The 15,982-nt window shown below is 61.1% G+C and carries 13 protein-coding genes and 1 pseudogene; 10 read left to right on the top strand and 4 right to left on the bottom strand.

The genetic code is table 11. The features are described 5' to 3' along the window. The first annotated feature begins 19 nt into the window (after positions 1–19). The 6 genes and pseudogenes from IPJ76_04210 to IPJ76_04185 all read left to right on the top strand — a co-directional run bounded on the left by IPJ76_04210 (position 20) and on the right by IPJ76_04185 (position 4,728). The gene (locus IPJ76_04210; GenBank protein QQR87437.1) at positions 20–1,048 is read left to right on the top strand and encodes a helix-hairpin-helix domain-containing protein; all 1,029 of its coding nucleotides are present in this window, start codon (positions 20–22) and stop codon (positions 1,046–1,048) included. Positions 1,049–1,161: 113 nt separating this feature from the next. Next, a complete protein-coding gene (locus IPJ76_04205; protein ID QQR87436.1) occupies positions 1,162–1,698 on the top strand; it encodes an adenine phosphoribosyltransferase in 537 nt (178 codons plus the stop codon). 35 nt (positions 1,699–1,733) lie between these two features. Further along, entirely contained in the window at positions 1,734–2,849 is a 1,116-nt protein-coding gene (locus IPJ76_04200) for an acyl-CoA dehydrogenase family protein (GenBank protein ID QQR87435.1), read from the top strand. Between the two features lie 42 nt (positions 2,850–2,891). Continuing rightward, positions 2,892–3,251, top strand: a complete 360-nt coding sequence (locus IPJ76_04195; GenBank protein QQR87434.1) for a hypothetical protein — start codon at positions 2,892–2,894, stop codon at positions 3,249–3,251. A 39-nt stretch (positions 3,252–3,290) separates the two neighbouring features. Continuing rightward, positions 3,291–3,425 (top strand): annotated as a pseudogene (locus IPJ76_04190) (acyl-CoA dehydrogenase). 124 nt (positions 3,426–3,549) lie between these two features. Further along, positions 3,550–4,728, top strand: a complete 1,179-nt coding sequence (locus IPJ76_04185; protein ID QQR87433.1) for a hypothetical protein — start codon at positions 3,550–3,552, stop codon at positions 4,726–4,728. 5 nt (positions 4,729–4,733) lie between these two features. On the opposite strand, the gene IPJ76_04180 is transcribed toward IPJ76_04185, so the two are convergent. Genes IPJ76_04180 through IPJ76_04170 form a run of 3 tightly spaced genes read right to left on the bottom strand, consistent with a single transcriptional unit; the run spans position 4,734 to position 10,571 of the window. Then, positions 4,734–6,068 carry a Fic family protein gene (locus IPJ76_04180; protein ID QQR87432.1) on the bottom strand — a complete coding sequence of 445 codons (1,335 nt, stop codon included), beginning with the start codon at positions 6,066–6,068 and terminating at the stop codon, positions 4,734–4,736. Between the two features lie 27 nt (positions 6,069–6,095). After that, a complete protein-coding gene (locus tag IPJ76_04175; protein QQR87431.1) occupies positions 6,096–7,772 on the bottom strand; it encodes a formate--tetrahydrofolate ligase in 1,677 nt (558 codons plus the stop codon). Between the two features lie 54 nt (positions 7,773–7,826). Further along, complete coding sequence (locus tag IPJ76_04170; protein QQR87430.1) at positions 7,827–10,571, bottom strand: hypothetical protein; 2,745 nt, start codon at positions 10,569–10,571, stop codon at positions 7,827–7,829. Between the two features lie 235 nt (positions 10,572–10,806). Here IPJ76_04170 and IPJ76_04165 point away from each other — a divergent pair, with 235 nt between their 5' ends. Genes IPJ76_04165 through IPJ76_04150 form a run of 4 tightly spaced genes read left to right on the top strand, consistent with a single transcriptional unit; the run spans position 10,807 to position 14,452 of the window. Then, positions 10,807–11,559 carry a hypothetical protein gene (locus IPJ76_04165; protein ID QQR87429.1) on the top strand — a complete coding sequence of 251 codons (753 nt, stop codon included), beginning with the start codon at positions 10,807–10,809 and terminating at the stop codon, positions 11,557–11,559. Next, positions 11,556–12,308, top strand: coding sequence for a hypothetical protein (locus IPJ76_04160; protein ID QQR87428.1), 753 nt, complete (start codon positions 11,556–11,558; stop codon positions 12,306–12,308). Before IPJ76_04165 ends, IPJ76_04160 begins: the two co-directional genes overlap by 4 nt. A gap of 3 nt (positions 12,309–12,311) precedes the next feature. After that, positions 12,312–13,322, top strand: a complete 1,011-nt coding sequence (locus IPJ76_04155) for a cytochrome-c peroxidase (protein ID QQR87427.1) — start codon at positions 12,312–12,314, stop codon at positions 13,320–13,322. Then, a complete protein-coding gene (locus IPJ76_04150) occupies positions 13,319–14,452 on the top strand; it encodes a cytochrome-c peroxidase (protein QQR87426.1) in 1,134 nt (377 codons plus the stop codon). The genes IPJ76_04155 and IPJ76_04150 overlap by 4 nt, the downstream gene beginning before the upstream one ends. 6 nt (positions 14,453–14,458) lie before the next feature. Here the strand turns inward: IPJ76_04150 and IPJ76_04145 are convergent, their stop codons facing one another. After that, positions 14,459–15,940 carry an NAD(P)/FAD-dependent oxidoreductase gene (locus tag IPJ76_04145; GenBank protein QQR87425.1) on the bottom strand — a complete coding sequence of 494 codons (1,482 nt, stop codon included), beginning with the start codon at positions 15,938–15,940 and terminating at the stop codon, positions 14,459–14,461. Between the last annotated feature and the right edge of the window lie 42 nt (positions 15,941–15,982).

Here is a 15,982-nt window from a genome sequence, read left to right as displayed (position 1 = left end):
GAAGCCAGCGTCCCGGATCATGGCCGTTCGCAAACTGACCTTGAAGTCACTGGCGACCAAACTTGGTTTGGTCCGCCCCAAGCGGCAGCGCAAAGAGGGGCTTGTGGAGATGCGCCCCAGCGGCCATGGCCTCCTTGACGCGTTCGACCTGCACCACTTGGAACGTCGGGCCATGCTCATGGCCTGTGCGGGGCTGCTGATGTGGGCATCGTGGTTGGCTTACCGGCAATGGTCCCCGGAAAAGCGAGTTGCATTATCGGAAGTCGAGCGGTCAGCAGTGGTTGCATTCGTGGCCAAGGATGAGCCAAGTGCCATCGCTTTGGACACAGCGGGGCTCACTCCTTTTGACCCCAATGCCCTCGACCGCACAGGTTGGATGGCGCTCGGTCTCACCGAGAGACAAGCCGGTGGCATCCTACGATGGGTGGAGCGCGGTGGGCGCTTCCGCAGCAAGGCCGATGTGGCCAAGATGTACAGCATCAAGCCCGAGCAGTTCGCGCTGTTGGCACCGTTCATGCTTTTGCCCGATAGCGCGCCCGAACGACTGCGTTCCGCGGAACGTCGGGAACGCAAGCCGTGGCCCGTGCGCGATACATCCCAGCGCACGAAGACCTGGCCCGACAGACCCGTGTACGAAGTGGTGGAACTCAACGCCGCTGATAGTGCCGCGCTCACCGCATTGCCCGGCATCGGTCCGTCATTCGCGCGCGGCATCATCAAGTACCGCAACCAGCTGGGCGGCTACGTTTCCATCGAACAACTCAACGAAGTGTTCGTTCTGCGTGACAAACCTGATGCGGTGCAGAAGATCGCGGGCTTGCTGCGTGTGGACGCCGTCCTGGCCCGAAAGCTGAACGTCAATGCCGCCACGGCCGAAGAGTTCACCGGCCATCCTTACCTGTGGAAGAAGTGGAGCATCGCCAAGGCCATTGTCGCGTACCGCACGCAGCACGGGCCATATACCACCGTGGAGGATATCAAGAAATGCCTTCTTGTGGACGACGAGCTCTTCCAGAAGCTCTCGCCTTACCTTACCACAGGACCTTGATGGGCACCGGTGCGTTAGCGCAGATCCCGGTTCGTTGCACTCTGACCCCTCTTCCTTGGAAACCGGCAGGGGTGAGGCCCGGGTGAGCACGGCAACGTAAACTTGCCCTCCCCATGCCCACCGCCCTCGAACAGCGCTTGCAAGCGGCCATCCGCGCCGTGCCCGACTTCCCCAAGCCGGGCATCCTGTTCCGTGACATCACTCCGGTGATGGAGGACGCCGCCCTGAGCACCGCCGTGGTCGATGGCCTCATTGCAGGCTTGAACGGGCGCCGCATTGATGCGATCGCGGGGATCGAGAGCCGGGGGTTCTTGTATGGCATGCCCATGGCCTTGAAACTCGGTGTGCCGTTCATCACGGTGCGCAAGAAGGGCAAGCTGCCGTGGAAGACCGTTGCCTACAAGTACGACCTGGAATACGGCAGCGCTGAGATCGAGATGCACACGGATACCGTGCGGCCCGGCATGAACGTATTGGTGCACGACGACCTGCTGGCCACCGGCGGAACCGCAGCGGCCGCCGCCGAACTGATAAGAATGCAGGGCGGCACGGTTGCCGGCTTCAGCTTCCTCATCGAACTTTCGTTCCTCAATGGCGCACAGCGCCTTCAACCCTATGCCGCGGACATCATCCGCCTAGTGACGTATTGAACCCTATGCAGCTTACCGCCTCCGAGAACCAAACGATGATCGCGCAAGCCGTGCGCGACCTGTGCGAACGCGAACTCCGCCCCAACGTCATGGAATGGGACGAGAGCCAGCATTTCCCCAAGAAACTCTTCACCGACCATTTCGGACCTGCCGGTATGCTCGGCGTTTTCGTGGCTGAGGAGTATGGCGGCGCGGGCCTTGGCTACCACGAGTACGTGGACACCATCGTTGAAGTGGCGCGCATCTGCGGCAGCATCGGCCTCAGCGTGGCGGCGCACAACAGCTTGTGCACGGGCCACATCAACTACTTCGGCAACCACGAGCAGAAGAAGAAGTGGCTCACCAAGCTGGCCACCGGTGAATGGTTGGGCGCGTGGGCCCTCACCGAGCCCAACACCGGCAGCGACGCCATGCGCATGAAGTGCACGGCGAAGAAGGACGGCAAGCATTGGGTGCTCAACGGCACCAAGTGCTGGATCACGCACGGCATCAGCAGCGATGTGGTAGTGGCCATCGTGCGCACCGGCGAACTGTTGGACAGCAAGGGCATGACGGCCTTCGTCATCGAACGCGGCACACCGGGCCTCAAGGCAGGCAAGAAGGAGAACAAGCTGGGCATGCGCGCCAGCGAAACAGCCGAAGTGATCTTCGAGGACTGCCGCATCCCCGAAGAGAACGTACTGGGCGAAGTGGGGCAGGGTTTCCAGCAGGCCATGAAGATCCTGGACGGCGGCCGCATCAGCATTGCCGCGCTGAGCCTCGGCATAGCCAAGGGCGCCTTCGATGCCAGCGTGAAGTACGCCAAGGAGCGCCAACAGTTCGGGCAGCCCATCGCCAACTTCCAGGGCATCAGCTTCAAGCTGGCCGACATGGCCACGCGCATCGAAGCCAGCGAGCTGCTCATCCGCCACGCCAGCGACCTGAAGAACCGCGGCCAGAAGGTGACCAAGGCCGGGGCCATGGCCAAGCTCTACGCCAGTGAAGTGAGCGTGCATTGCGGCAATGAGGCCGTGCAGATCTTCGGTGGCTACGGCTACACCAAGGATTTCCCCGTGGAGAAGTTCTATCGCGACAGCAAGCTCTGCACCATCGGCGAAGGCACCAGCGAGATCCAAAAACTGGTGATCGGCAGGGAGGTGTTGAAAGGGTAGGGGCGATTTTCCCAGGGGCGCAACCCAATTCAGCTTCGAGGCATGAAGATCAATCCATGGCGGACGGTGGTCACTGCTGAGGGCCAGAGATCGCTTGAATTGGTCAGGTCGGAGTGGAACGAAAGTCGATTGACCTTGGTCGTTGAGGACAAGTCTTCGGTGAAGTATGAAATCGTTTTTGATGATGTGATCTGCTACCGCGCATCAGGGGAGCAGACATTCACGCTCTTGGAGAAGATCGAGTGGCCGGAAGGTGCGCTGTTCGTGGTTTCCGGTGCAAACTGGACCAAGCCGCTGAGGATGGAGAATTATGCTGGCGAGCACTATGTGGTCTTTACCTACGATTGGGTGGTGGAGGTCTTGGCGAAGTCGGTGGCCGTTCGGACACTGCCGCGAGAGTAGCGTCGAAGTCCTGGCCGCGGTGCGGCAATGAGAACGTCGATCTTCGGTGGCTACGGCTACACCAAGGATTTCCCCGTGGAGAAGTTCTATCGCGACAGCAAGCTCTGCACCATCGGCGAAGGCACCAGCGAGATCCAAAAGCTGGTGATAGGGAGGGAGGTGTTGAAAGGGTAGGGTTCAGCGATCTCCTCTATCGGCGGATCTTCGACCTGTCCGGGCGCCGATCCGTTTTGCTGGCTCTTGCTGAAGCAGCGAAGGGTGCTTACCGAACATCTTAGTGTCACCTACCCCCGCCGCCATGCCATTACCTCGCCTCCCGCTCGCACTGTTCTGTTCCGCCATCGCGCTTGTGAGCAACGCCCAACTCTCAGGCTCCCTCTACGGGATCCACAACCCGCAGTCGGGGGTGTTCGCCTTCAGCTCCCTCGACCTGTCCACCATGGTCATCAGCGACATCGACACGCTGCCCATGGGCGTTATCAGTAGCATGGCCAGCGGCACGGTGGATACGGACCAGGAGACCTTCCTCTTCTGCACGGGCACCACCCTTTACTCACTCGACCCCTACGGCCTGCTGCCCACCACGTCGGTAGTGCTGCCCATGGCGGGCACGGCCTTCTTCAACTTCATCGAGTACGATCCGTGCACGGCCTCGCTGTTCGGTTTCGTGAACGATCCACCGGACAGCATCGTCTTCGCGCGCTACGACCTTGCCTCGAACACCTTCCAGTCGCTGCTCACCATGCCCGGCAACATGCAGTTCATGATGGGCGCTGGCTCCTACATCGACCCGGTGAACCGCGTGTACGGATTCGAGAACATCAACTCCATCATGGGCATCGACATCGACCAGGGAACATTGCTCTACAACACGCCCATGATCGACCCGCCCGGCGAGTCGTCCGGGCACCTTTCCTACGACTGCAGCACCGGGAATGTGCTTGGTACTTCGTTCGGTGCGGCGAGCGAGGGCGGCGATGGCAAGTGGGTCTCCACCGTGGATCCGCTCACCGGCGTGGTAACGCACCTGTCGAACGCGCACACGTCCAATGCCTTGATGAAACCCGCCATGACCGGCTCGTGCGTGGACCAAGCCACGGGTGTCTTCTATTGGGGCGGCATCAACGGCACCTGGGTTGGCGCGAACACCACCACGGGCAGCATTGTGCTGGATGATGTTTCAGCCCCGCTGACACCGCTCTTCTGCGTGAATCATTTCTCGGCGTGTGCTTGCGCGGCAACAAACGTGGCGGAGGAGAGCGCAGAGCAGTTGCCTCCTTTCCCTCAACCGGCTAACGACATGGTGACTTTCCCCGGTGTGCGTGGGCCGCTGGTTTGGGTTGATCCGGCGGGACGTGAAGTGCAGGTGCCGCAGAGCCGGACCGAAGGAGGAGTGCTCGCCGACGTCGGCGCCTTGCCATCGGGAGTGTACGTGGTGCGCACTGCTGCGCTCACGTACCGTGTTGCGGTGGAGTGATCAGCTCAACCCGCAACCTCTTTGAGCATGGCCTTTCCGAACTCGTCCAATGCCAAGTTGAGTTCGGGCAGCAGGCTGTGCCCCATATCGGCTTGGAAGCGCTTGCTGTAACTGCCGCAGCTGAGGACCACGACCTGATCTCCGTTCTGGGCGAACCAGTTCAATTGGGCACAAATCGGTTTCGCACCAGTGCCAAGTGCGTCTTCATGAAGGTTCGAGTACAAGAGAACGTACGGCTCCATGCCCACATCGCGGAACATGTTCAGTAGTCCGTTCTCATCCAACGGTAAAAGGAGCGTGTTGTGGCCTGGTACGTTGTGCCTGATCAACTGCAACGTGATGTTGGCTGTTGTATAGAACCGCTCGAAGACCCGAACGGTTCCACGGAAGGCACTCACGATGTGAGCACCATCGCGTTGCACGACCTTGGCAAAGAGCACTCGTTCTTCCTCCTTGCGCTGTGCGATGTCAGCCCCATTTTGGGCTGTCCTCTTGTACAGCACCTCAGCCTCTTTCACCCAGTCCTTCCGTTCTTCCAGATCCTCACCGAGCGCGGCCTTCAGGGCGAGCTCCAAGCTCCATTGTTCCTGTAACGCAAGGAATTGTATCAGCGGGGCGAGGTCACCCGCGTCAGCCTTTTGCAATGCGCTCAAGTAGGCGTTCTTGTCCACGCTCTTCACGATCAGCGGCATGAAGCCATTGCGCATCAGGTGATAGTTGACGAGCAGTCGCGCCGTGCGGCCGTTGCCATCGCCGAACGGATGAATGACGATGAATCGATGATGCAACAAGGCCGCCACGATGAGCGGATGCACGTTGTCCGTTCCGCCGTACCACGCCATGAGTTCGCGCATGAGGGGTGCTACTTCCGCGGGGGCGGCGTAGTGGAAGACCGTTCCGTCGGGTTGGAGCACGAGGTTGCCTTCGGTCTTGTATTGGCCGGGTATCACCTGTATTCGTGTCCGCTGCCGGTCCGCGGTAATGGCTTCTTTCCAGAACGGTTCTTTGAGCAGCACCCGGTTCAGGTCGCGCACATCAGCCTCCGCGATGTTGCGCGACGGATCGGACGCCCATTCACGCACAATACCAATGGCCACATTGTGCGCGCGCATCTCATCGATCTCGCGCGCTGAGTGCTCACCGGTCACGCGTCCGTGCACCAGGAGCAGGAACGTCTCACCGTACGTGAGCGTGTTCCCCTCGATGTGGTTGCTGTTGTAGTTCCACTCCAAGTTCAGCTTCTCCCATAGCCTGCGCTCCTGCTCCGCGCGCATCGGCAACAGGCCTTCCAGCTCGCGCTTCAGGTCATCAATGGCGGAAAGCAGGTCGTTCTGCGACATGGCCCTCCAAACCTACGGCCGATCGCCTCAGCTCAACCCACTGATCACGCCGTTCACATCGATGTCCATCCCCTCGGCGGCGGGCACTTCGGGCAGGCCGGGCATACGCATGATCTCGCCGCAGATGGGCACCACGAAGCGGGCTCCCGCACTGATCTCGATGTCGCGCACGGTGATGCGGAAGCCGGTGGGCGCTGCCCGCAGCTCCTTGTTGTCGCTGAAGCTGTACTGCGTTTTGGCCATGCACACGGGCACGCCGTTGAGGCCCAGCTTGTCGATTCGGCGCAGCGCGGTTTCTGCATCGCCGCTGTAGTCCACGCCATCGGCGCGGTAGATCTCGCGGGCGATGGTCTCGATCTTCTGCTTGATGGAGAGGTTGAGGTCGTACAGCGGCTTGAAGTCGCTCTTGCCTTCCTCGATGACTCGCAGCACGGCGCTGGCGAGGTCCGTCATGCCGGCGCCGCCTTTGGCGAAGCCTTGGGCCAGCACCGCTTCGGCACCGCGCTCCTTGCAGTAGGCCTTGATCATGTCGATCTCTTCTGCCGTGTCGGTGGGGAAGTGGTTGATGGCCACCACCGCCTTCACACCGAACTTGCCGATGTTCTCGATGTGGCGGCCCAGGTTGGCGAGACCTGTCTTCAGCTTGTCCGGTGCTGCAACGCCGGTTTCTTTCACGTCGGCACCACCGTGGTAACGCAGCGCGCGCACCGTGGCCACGATCACCGCGGCGCTCGGTGAAAGTCCCGCCGCGCGGCACTTGATGTCGAAGAACTTCTCTGCGCCGAGGTCGGCACCGAAGCCCGCTTCCGTCACCACATAGTCGCCGAGGCTGAGGCCCATGCGCGTGGCGAGCACACTGTTCACGCCTTGTGCGATGTTGGCGAACGGACCGCCGTGCAGGATGGCGGCGTTGCCTTCGAGCGTTTGCACCAGGTTCGGCTTGATGGCATCCTTCAGGAGGATGGCCATGGCGCCTTCGGCCTTCAGGTCGCGGGCATACACCGGTGTGCGGTCCCACTTCTGGCCGAGGTAGATGTCGCCGAGGCGCTTCTTCAGGTCCTCGAACGAGGTGGCGAGGCAGAGGATGGCCATCACCTCGCTCGCGGGTGTGATGTTGAAGCCGTCCTGCCGCGGGATGCCGTTGCCGGTGCCGCCCAGGCCGATGGTGATGTCGCGCAGCGCGCGGTCGTTCATGTCCATCACGCGCTTCCATGCGATGGTGCGCGGGTCGATGTTCAGTGTACGCTTGCGGTTCTGCAGGTTGTTGTCGAGCAGTGCGGCCAGCAGGTTGTTCGCTTTCTCGATCGCGCTGAAGTCGCCGGTGAAGTGCAGGTTGATGTCCTCCATGGGCACCACTTGCGCGTAGCCGCCACCGGCCGCGCCGCCCTTCATCCCGAAGACGGGCCCGAGGCTGGGTTCGCGCAGCACCACGATGCTTTTCTTCCCGAGCTTGTTAAGGCCTTCGTTCAGGCCGATGCTGGTGGTGGTCTTGCCTTCGCCCGCCGGGGTGGGTGAGATGGCGGTGACGAGGATCAGCTTGCTCTTCGCGGCTTTCTTCTCGTCGATGAGCGTGAGCGGCAGCTTCGCCTTGGTGCGGCCGTACGGCTCAATGACCTCCGGGTCCACACCGAGCTGCTGCGCGATGTTGGCGATGGGTTTCAGCTGTGCTTTCTGCGCGATCTCGAGGTCGGAAGGGAATGACATGATAGGTAGGGTAGAAGGTGGTAAGGGGCTGTGGTGAACCTGCGGGTTGCGATGTTACTGCACGACAACACGCTGTGGTGGATCGTTGCCGATGCGCACGACGTAGGTGCCATTGCGGACGCGTGTGCCACCGTTGTTGCGCAGGTTCCAAGTCCATGGCGTTCCGGATGGGATACGGCGCGCTAGTACCGTGCGCCCCAGTTGGTCCAGCACGGTGACTTCCACCGCACCCGTGCCATTGCCAGCCCCGAACGTCACGTTCTCCGAAGCGGGATTGGGGTAGGCAGGCTGCACCTGTGCTTTCGCGGGCTCGTTCACGGCAACCAGCGGCGCCACCTTCGTGCCGTACACACCGTTGCCGTGCGTGCCCACCACGATGAGCCCGTCGGCGGTGCGCACCGCGATGCTGTTGATGGGCACATTGCCGATGGTGCCGGCACCTTCCATCTCCCATACCGTGTTCATACTGTCCAACGCGTTCGTCCTGAAGAGGCCCACGCTTGTGCCTACGAAGTAGCGTGTGGGTTCGCCCGATCCGGCCGGATAGATGGCGGCCCAATACACCGCCGGCCCGCTGCCACTACCGTTGACGTTCTCTTCCAAGTTGCCTCCTACTTGCGCCCAAGTGGCCCCAGCATCAATGGTGTGCCAGATGCTGCGCACGCCGTAGTTGCTGAAGGTGAGCAGCCACTCGTCGGGCGCGAAGTCGTTCGGTGCAACACAGCTCACATAGGCTGCGGGCCATTGCGGCCAATCGATCTGTGTGCGCACGGGCGTAGCGGTATCAAGGCTGTCCAAGAGGTAGAAGCGGCCGCTGTTGGTGCCGTAGCAGAGCCGGTTGGTCTTGGCCGCGCTCATGTCCAGGCAAGTGATGCGCACACCGGTGCCGAGCTGTGCTTGGGTGATGTTCGTCCAGCCCATTGTTGGTGCGATGTACCAGTTGTCCGTCACCGGAATGCTGCCGAGGTCACCGCGCGTCCACACTTTGTTGCCTGCGGGCCAGTAGATGCGGTCGTTGTTCCAAGGGTCCAGCACCAGCGGGTTGATGAAGTTGTACGGACTGGCGCCGTCCGGATCGATGCGTTCATAGCCGGTGATGTTGGCGTTCGCATCAATGGTTTTCTTGTACAGCCTTCCGAGCTGGCTGCTGGTGAGCATCCATTGACCGCCTTGCGCCAACGCGCCGTACGCGCCGTCATCCTGGTGCACATACTTCCAATTGTCGTTGATGTCGTCCGTCACCGAGAGCCACATGCCGTTGTCCTGCGTTCCGCCCAGGATACGGTCGTCGGTGCCGTTGTCCGTCACGTGCACCGTATAGAACTGGCTGGTGATGTACGACGTGTTGAGGTCCGTCCACTGCACACTGTCGGCCAGGCAATCGTTCGTGCGGTGCACGCCGCCATCGCTGCCGGTATAGAGCACATCGGGGTCGGTGGGGCTGAACCACACCCAATGCTGATCGGGGTGGTGCTGTGGATAGACGTAGTCCTTCGGGTCGTTCTGGTTGCAGCGGTAACCACCGATCCAACTGGTGCTGTCGGCACTGGCGAAGGCATCGGTGCTGCGCCACAAATTGGTGCCGCCGATGAAGAGCACGGTGCTGTCGGCCGGATGCACGCCGATGCTCATGTCGTAGCTCGTCTGCGAGTTGATGTACCCGAAGTCGAAGGTGAAGTAGCCGGTGCAGGATCCATTGGGAAGGTTGCCGCTGCGGTTCTCCCATGCGCCGCCCGTGCCGCTGCCATCGCCGCTCAGGTAGCGGTACTTCCACAGCGAATGGCCCTGTGTTCCGGTGCCCGGCGTTTCGCTGAAGTAGTACACCACGTTCTCGTTCTGCGGATCGATGGACAGTACCGTACGCTCACAGTTGCCGGGGAAACCGGCCGGTGTGATCTCCGTCCACGCAAAGCCGTCGGCACTGCGCCACAAGCCTTCGATGGCGCTGTTGTTCCCGGCAGCGGCATAGAACACGCCATTGCTGGTCACTCGGATATCCGTGTAAAGCGAGGCGTTCACTGAGTTCGTATCGATCCCCAGCACGGTGTGCCAGCCAGCACCACCATCGTTGCTGCGGAAGACACCGCCGTACACCGCTGCCAATACCACATCGCTGTCGTTGCGCGTGGGATCCACCGCAATGCCGTTCACCTGCTTGAAGCTGCCTGTGCGGTTGTAGTTCTGGTGATCGCCGGCAACGGTGCTCGACAGGTGCGTCCAGGTCTGGCCCCCATCCGTGCTCTTGAACATACCGTCGCCGGGAAGCAGCGCGCTGAAGCTGGTGGCACTGGCGACACCATAGTTCTCTCCGGTGCCAGCATACCATTCGTTCTCATGCCCGGTGCGCGGGTCTTGCGCCAGGCTGCTGATGCCTGCCATGGCGTCCAGCGGGTTCGTGCGCGTCCACGTCATGCCACCATCAGTGCTGCGCCAAAGGCCACCGGTAACGCTGCCAGCGATGAGCACTTGGTCGTTGGTGCGGTCCACCAGCACGGCGCGTGTACGGCCGCCACGGTTCCTCGGGCCGCGCCATGCCCAGTTCAAGCTCTTCTCCTCAGCACGGAGAGGCAGGTTGGCCGCGAACGCCAGTTCCTTCCGCCGGATGTCGGCAGGTACCAGACCCGTGGCAGGGTCAGCTGTGCGCTCGATCTGCCATGCCCGCAAACCGTGCGGATCATCGGCTGTGCCGTTGGCCATGGGCGTGCCGCCGCGTTGAGCATCCTGGCAGGCGCTGAAGCAGGCCAAAAGCACGGCCGCGGGCAATAGCGTACTTGACGGTCCGAACGGTGATACTTGCATGGTCGGGGCTTTGCGCCGAAAGTAGGTGCTGCCTTTAACCTGACAGGGGCTTGCAGCGGACCAGACCGATGGTCACGAGGACACCCACGGAACGACCGTTCCTCGTTGTATACGGTCCGGTGATGACGAAAGTCAAGGGTGCCAACCAGATGGCAACCCAGCAGCAGGACTACTTTTGGGCTTACGCGCGCAACCAGGGGAACGAAAACGTCCCATGTTGCGTCTTGAAGGAACCATGAAGAGAAAACTGATGATGACCGGCCTGGCCGCAGTGCTCCTTGGCGCATCGTGCAGCAAGGAAGAAGGCACAGTGGAAGACCACACCCATGTCGGAGGGAATACCATCGTGGCCGTCCAATACAACTGGAAGTGGGGAGCCGATGCCTACGACGATGCCCAGATGTACACGACCAACCTGGGCGAGCCCATCCGATTCACCCGGGTCCGGTTCTTCATGGGCCAGCCCCACTTCAAGGACGATGGCGGGGCCACGGTGGCCGACTTCCCGGCGAAGTACCTGCTTGCCGATAAGGCCGCCAGTGGACAGGTCCAGAACTTCGGGGAAGTGAACGGGCATCTCCACACGTTGGAGATGACCATCGGCGTTGACAGTACCACCAATCATTCGGACCCGACGATGAACGATGCGCCGCTGGACGATGCGACCATGCATTGGAACTGGAACCCCGCCTTCGGTTACATCTTCCTGAAGCTCGAGGGACGTTACGACAGCGACAACGATGGCGATGTGGACAACGCTGACAATACGTTCATCTATGATTGCGGTGGCGATGTCCTACGACGTGATGCGGTCTTCAACATCCACACCGACGCGCTGACCGGCGGAACGCTGATCATCGACCTGACGGTTGACATGGCCCAGTTGGTCAATAACCTGGACATTCAGGCCGACGATAACGAACACTCCCCGAGCCCGATCACGGAGATGATCATGGACAACTTGGTGCTTGGCATTACCCACGAATGAAGAAGCTGCTTTTCCTCCCCTTGATGCTGGTGGTCCTCACCGGCTGCGATGAGCATGAGCCCGATCCGTACACCCCGCCGCCCGCGCCCTCGTCGGGTGTGCGTCTCATTGTGAAGCCCATGTGGGATGGCGCGCCATTCGATAAGTACACGGTGTACCACAACGTGTCGGATTACCGCGTGCAAGTGCAACTGGTGAAAATGTACCTCAGCGATATCGAACTGCTCACTACAGGTGATGCGCAGGAGTTGAGCGATATCGAGCTGTTGAGATTGACCGACGGCCCTGATACGGTGGAATTTGACGTTGCGCCCGGTGATTATTCAGGCATCCGGTTCGGCATAGGGGTGCCCGATGCGATCAATCACGGAGATCCGACACAGTACGCAGCGGACCATCCGCTGAGCACGAGCAATGGGATGCATTGGACCTGGGCCGAGGGTTACCGGTTCGTGGTGTTCGACGGAAGGTTCGACACGGACGCCAACGGCGTGGGTGCGTTGCCGGACCTGTTCTCCATCCACACGGGCATGGACACATGCTACCGCGACGTCGAGTTCGGGTCCTTGCCCGTGCAGGTTCCAACAGGGAGCCGAACGGATGTTGTCCTGGAGATCGACGTGTCCCGGTTCTTTTATTCCGTTAGTGATACTGTGGACCTGGCCACCGACAACCAAGCGCACGGTACCAATATCCAGTTGGCCACACGCTTGAGCGATTGCGTGGTTTCCGCGATCTCCGCGCCCTGAGCCATGCGTCACCTGCTGCTGGCAACGGTCCTGTTCGTAGTGGCGTGCCGCCGCGATGAGGCAGTGGTTCAGGATGACTTGAACCCGGCGTTCCAAGTTGAACTGGCACCTGGCGCACCCCCTTTGCCGGTACCTGTAGACAATCCACTGACGAAGGCCGGGGTGCAACTGGGCAAAGAGCTCTTCTTCGAGAAGCGCTTGAGCGATCCAGCGGTCATTTCCTGCGCGGATTGCCACATGGAAGGGCGCGCTTTTTCGGACTTGGTCGCGCTGAGTGCCGGTGCCACCGGCGCATTGGGCTTCCGTAACTCACCCACGCTGGCCAACGTGGCCTACCAGGAACGTTTGTTCATGGACGGCGGCGTGCCCAACCTCGAATACCAAGTGCTGGCTCCCATCCATGACGCGCGCGAAATGAACAGCGACATCAATGCGGTGGCCGTTCTGCTGCGCGACGAAGAACCGTACAGGAGCTTGAGCCGGTTGGCGTACGGCCGCCAGCTCGACGCCTACGTGATCACACGTGCCATCGCGAGCTACGAGCGGACGCTGGTGAGCGGCTGGAGCCGGTTCGATCGCTATATGCACGGTGGTGATGGTTCCGCACTGACCGCGCAAGAGATCAACGGTTGGAACATCTTCAGCGGCAGCGTTGCCAATTGCTCCTCCTGCCACACCGGCTATGATCTCACTGACCGAGATTATCACAACATCGGGCTGACGCTGGACCACACCTCCGACGCTGGCCGTGCCCGCATCACGTTGCAACCCGAGGATGAAGGCAAGTTCAAGACCCCCACGCTGCGCAACGTGGCCATCACCGGACCTTACATGCACGATGGTTCCTTGGCCACATTGGAGGAGGTCATCGACCACTTCGCCACAGGTGGGCTTGACCAGCCCAACCTGAGCCCGCACATGCAATCGTTCACCCTCAGTGCCCAGGAGAAGGCCGATCTGGTCGCCTTCTTGAACGCGTTGACGGATGAACGATCTTTGGACCAAGTGCCATGAAGACCTTCCTCCACGACCGCACTGTTCTCATCGCCTTGGGCTCGATGGCTTTGTTGGCCGTCAATTGCGGGGACGAGGACCCCGACCCTCCGAGCGGAGGAGGAGGTACGGGCGGACCCACGGCCTACGCGCTCGATATCCCGAACAACCTGCCGCCCATGCTCATCCCCATGGACAATCCCATGACCGTGGAGGGCGTGGCGCTGGGCCGCCACCTGTTCTATGAGGAGAAGCTGAGCAACGACAACATGATGAGCTGTGCGAGCTGCCATGCGCAGATCTTCGGGTTCACGGACAACGGCAATGCGTTCAGCGAAGGCATTGATGGCATCGCCGGCGAACGCAACGCCATGGCGCTCATCAACCTCGGTTGGGGCAACAGTTTCTTCTGGGACGGGCGTGCACCATCGTTGGAGAAACAGGTGCTGGAGCCGGTCATCAATCCCATCGAAATGCACGAGACCTGGCCGGATGCGATCGCCAAGCTCAGTGCAAGCTCCGCCTATCAGAACCTCTTCACCGCCGCCTTCGGTGGCAACAGCTTGGACAGTGTTCACGCAGCCAAGGCACTTGCACAGTTCCTGCGCACCATGATCAGCGCCAACAGTCCGTACGATCGTTGGAAGCGTGGTGAAGGGACTATCCCGCTGGAAGCCCAACTGGGCTACGACCTGTTCAAGCTTGAAGGCGGTTTCCCGCCCTTCATCCCGAACGGGCAGGGCGGTGCTGACTGCTTCCACTGCCACACGGATGGTGCAGGTCTCTTTACGGATGAGCAGTTCCACAACAACGCGCTCCAAGGCCCGAACCCGACTGATGAGGGTGTGGGAGCTGTTACGGGCGACCCCTTCCAGATCGGCCACTTCAAAACACCCACGTTGCGCAACATTGCCGTTACCGGCCCTTATATGCACGACGGCCGTTTCGCGACGTTGCAGGAAGTCATCGACCACTACAACGAAGGAGGTGAAGACTCCCCGACGGTGGATGCCTTCATGAAGTTCGTGGATCCGGATGAGACCATGGAGCTGACACCGCAGAAGAAGGCACAGGTCATAGCGTTCCTGGAGCAGCTCACGGATACCGCCTTCCTGACGAACCCCGCGTTCAGCGACCCGGGGCCGCCGTAGGGATCCTCAAGCCGCCTTGACTTCCTCCGCGCTCGGGCGCCAGCGGTAGCACTGCATCTTGTCGCCGAAGACAGGGCTTTTGAAGATGCTCTTGCCCAACAGCATGCGTGCGCATTCCTGAACGCCTTCGGTGATGCTCGGGTGCGGATGCACCATTTCCGCGAGACGCTCGATGCCCATGCCGGTGTGCATCATGAGGGCCACGGCTTGGATGGCGCTGCTGGCGTGCTCGCCGACCGCGCGCATACCGAGCACGCGCATTTCATCATCGTCGGTCACCAGGATCTTGAAGAAGCCCTTCGTCTTGCGCATGGCAATGGCGCGTGCGAGACAGGCGTAGTTGATCTTGGCGAGGCGATAGGGGATGTTGTTCTTCCGTAGTTCCTGTTCGTTGGCGCCTATGCCGGCCACCTCGGGATCGAGGAACATGATGGTGCTGATGTTGTTGTAGGCCAATGGCGCGTTCAGCTGCCCGCAGATGAGCTCCACGGCATGCCGCCCTTCCAGTTCGCCGAGGTTCACCAGCATATTGCTGCCGGTCGCGTCGCCCACGATGTGGATGTGCGGTTGCGTGGTACGTGTGTCGTTCACCTGAGGAAGGCCTGTCTTGGCATCCAACGCGATCCCTGCACCGCCGAGGTTGAGGCCTTCGAGGTTCGGGATGCGGCCCACTGACACCAGTGCTTTGTCAACGCGTACGATCTCGCGCTGCCCATCCGCATTGGTCAGTTCATACTCGACCTTTCCGTTCGCGACGGCGATGCGTTCGAGTTTGCTGTTGCGGTGGATGACGGCCCCCTTGCGCTCCAACCCGCTGCTGATGAGCTGGCTGATATCGGGGTCCTCGAACGGCAGCACGCGGGCCGCGCGGTCGATGATGTGCACCTTGGTGCGACCGAAGTTGGTGAAGATGGTCGCGAACTCGCAGCCAATGACACCAGCACCGATGATGACGATGCTTTTGGGCAGGTCTTCAATGTTGAAGATGCCATCGCTGGTGAGGATGTTCCGCTCGTCGACGGGGATCTCCGCCGGTACCCGCGGACGGCTGCCCGTGGCAATGACGAAATGCGCGGCTTCGATGTTGGTGACATGCTGTCCGCGTGTGATGCGCACGGTGTTCGCACCGGTGAAGGAGGCCGTGCCTCGTTCGTGCTGGAACCGGTCGCCCGCGTTCTCCAGCAATTGCATGTGGCAGGCGTAGAGATATTTGCGCTCGAAAACGGCTTCGTTCAGTGTCTTGTTGATCTCGTCCCAACCCAGGCGGAAGGGTTCACGGCCCCGGGCACGCACCACCTCATTGGCACTGGCCACGCGCTGGGCAAGCTCCCACAGCGTTTTGCTGGTGAGGGCGCCGTTGTAGATGCCCGTGCCGCCGATGCGGTCCTTCTCGACGAGCAGGGTGCGCAGGCCGAGGTCGATGGCGCGCATGGCCGCTGCGTAGCCTGCGGGCCCGCCGCCGATAACGCACAGATCGAACCGTTCCATTGGGTGCATTGGGCAGTTGCCCGACGGCTTCATACGGCGTTG

Source organism: Flavobacteriales bacterium (assembly GCA_016699575.1).
Lineage (GTDB): Bacteria > Bacteroidota > Bacteroidia > Flavobacteriales_F > PHOS-HE28 > PHOS-HE28.
Note: the sequence above shows the minus strand (reverse complement) of the source record. Positions and strands in the feature narration are given on the sequence as shown.

What these genes read in the sequence shown, in the direction of transcription:
- IPJ76_04185 (QQR87433.1), top strand. Translation starts at nt 3,550, where the DNA reads ATGCCATTACCTCGCCTCCCGCTCGCACTGTTCTGTTCCGCCATCGCG.
- IPJ76_04170 (QQR87430.1), bottom strand. Translation starts at nt 10,571, where the DNA reads ATGCAAGTATCACCGTTCGGACCGTCAAGTACGCTATTGCCCGCGGCC.
- IPJ76_04200 (QQR87435.1), top strand. Translation starts at nt 1,734, where the DNA reads ATGATCGCGCAAGCCGTGCGCGACCTGTGCGAACGCGAACTCCGCCCC.
- IPJ76_04180 (QQR87432.1), bottom strand. Translation starts at nt 6,068, where the DNA reads ATGTCGCAGAACGACCTGCTTTCCGCCATTGATGACCTGAAGCGCGAG.
- IPJ76_04145 (QQR87425.1), bottom strand. Translation starts at nt 15,940, where the DNA reads ATGGAACGGTTCGATCTGTGCGTTATCGGCGGCGGGCCCGCAGGCTAC.
- IPJ76_04150 (QQR87426.1), top strand. Translation starts at nt 13,319, where the DNA reads ATGAAGACCTTCCTCCACGACCGCACTGTTCTCATCGCCTTGGGCTCG.
- IPJ76_04155 (QQR87427.1), top strand. Translation starts at nt 12,312, where the DNA reads ATGCGTCACCTGCTGCTGGCAACGGTCCTGTTCGTAGTGGCGTGCCGC.
- IPJ76_04195 (QQR87434.1), top strand. Translation starts at nt 2,892, where the DNA reads ATGAAGATCAATCCATGGCGGACGGTGGTCACTGCTGAGGGCCAGAGA.
- IPJ76_04175 (QQR87431.1), bottom strand. Translation starts at nt 7,772, where the DNA reads ATGTCATTCCCTTCCGACCTCGAGATCGCGCAGAAAGCACAGCTGAAA.
- IPJ76_04210 (QQR87437.1), top strand. Translation starts at nt 20, where the DNA reads ATGGCCGTTCGCAAACTGACCTTGAAGTCACTGGCGACCAAACTTGGT.
- IPJ76_04165 (QQR87429.1), top strand. Translation starts at nt 10,807, where the DNA reads ATGAAGAGAAAACTGATGATGACCGGCCTGGCCGCAGTGCTCCTTGGC.
- IPJ76_04160 (QQR87428.1), top strand. Translation starts at nt 11,556, where the DNA reads ATGAAGAAGCTGCTTTTCCTCCCCTTGATGCTGGTGGTCCTCACCGGC.
- IPJ76_04205 (QQR87436.1), top strand. Translation starts at nt 1,162, where the DNA reads ATGCCCACCGCCCTCGAACAGCGCTTGCAAGCGGCCATCCGCGCCGTG.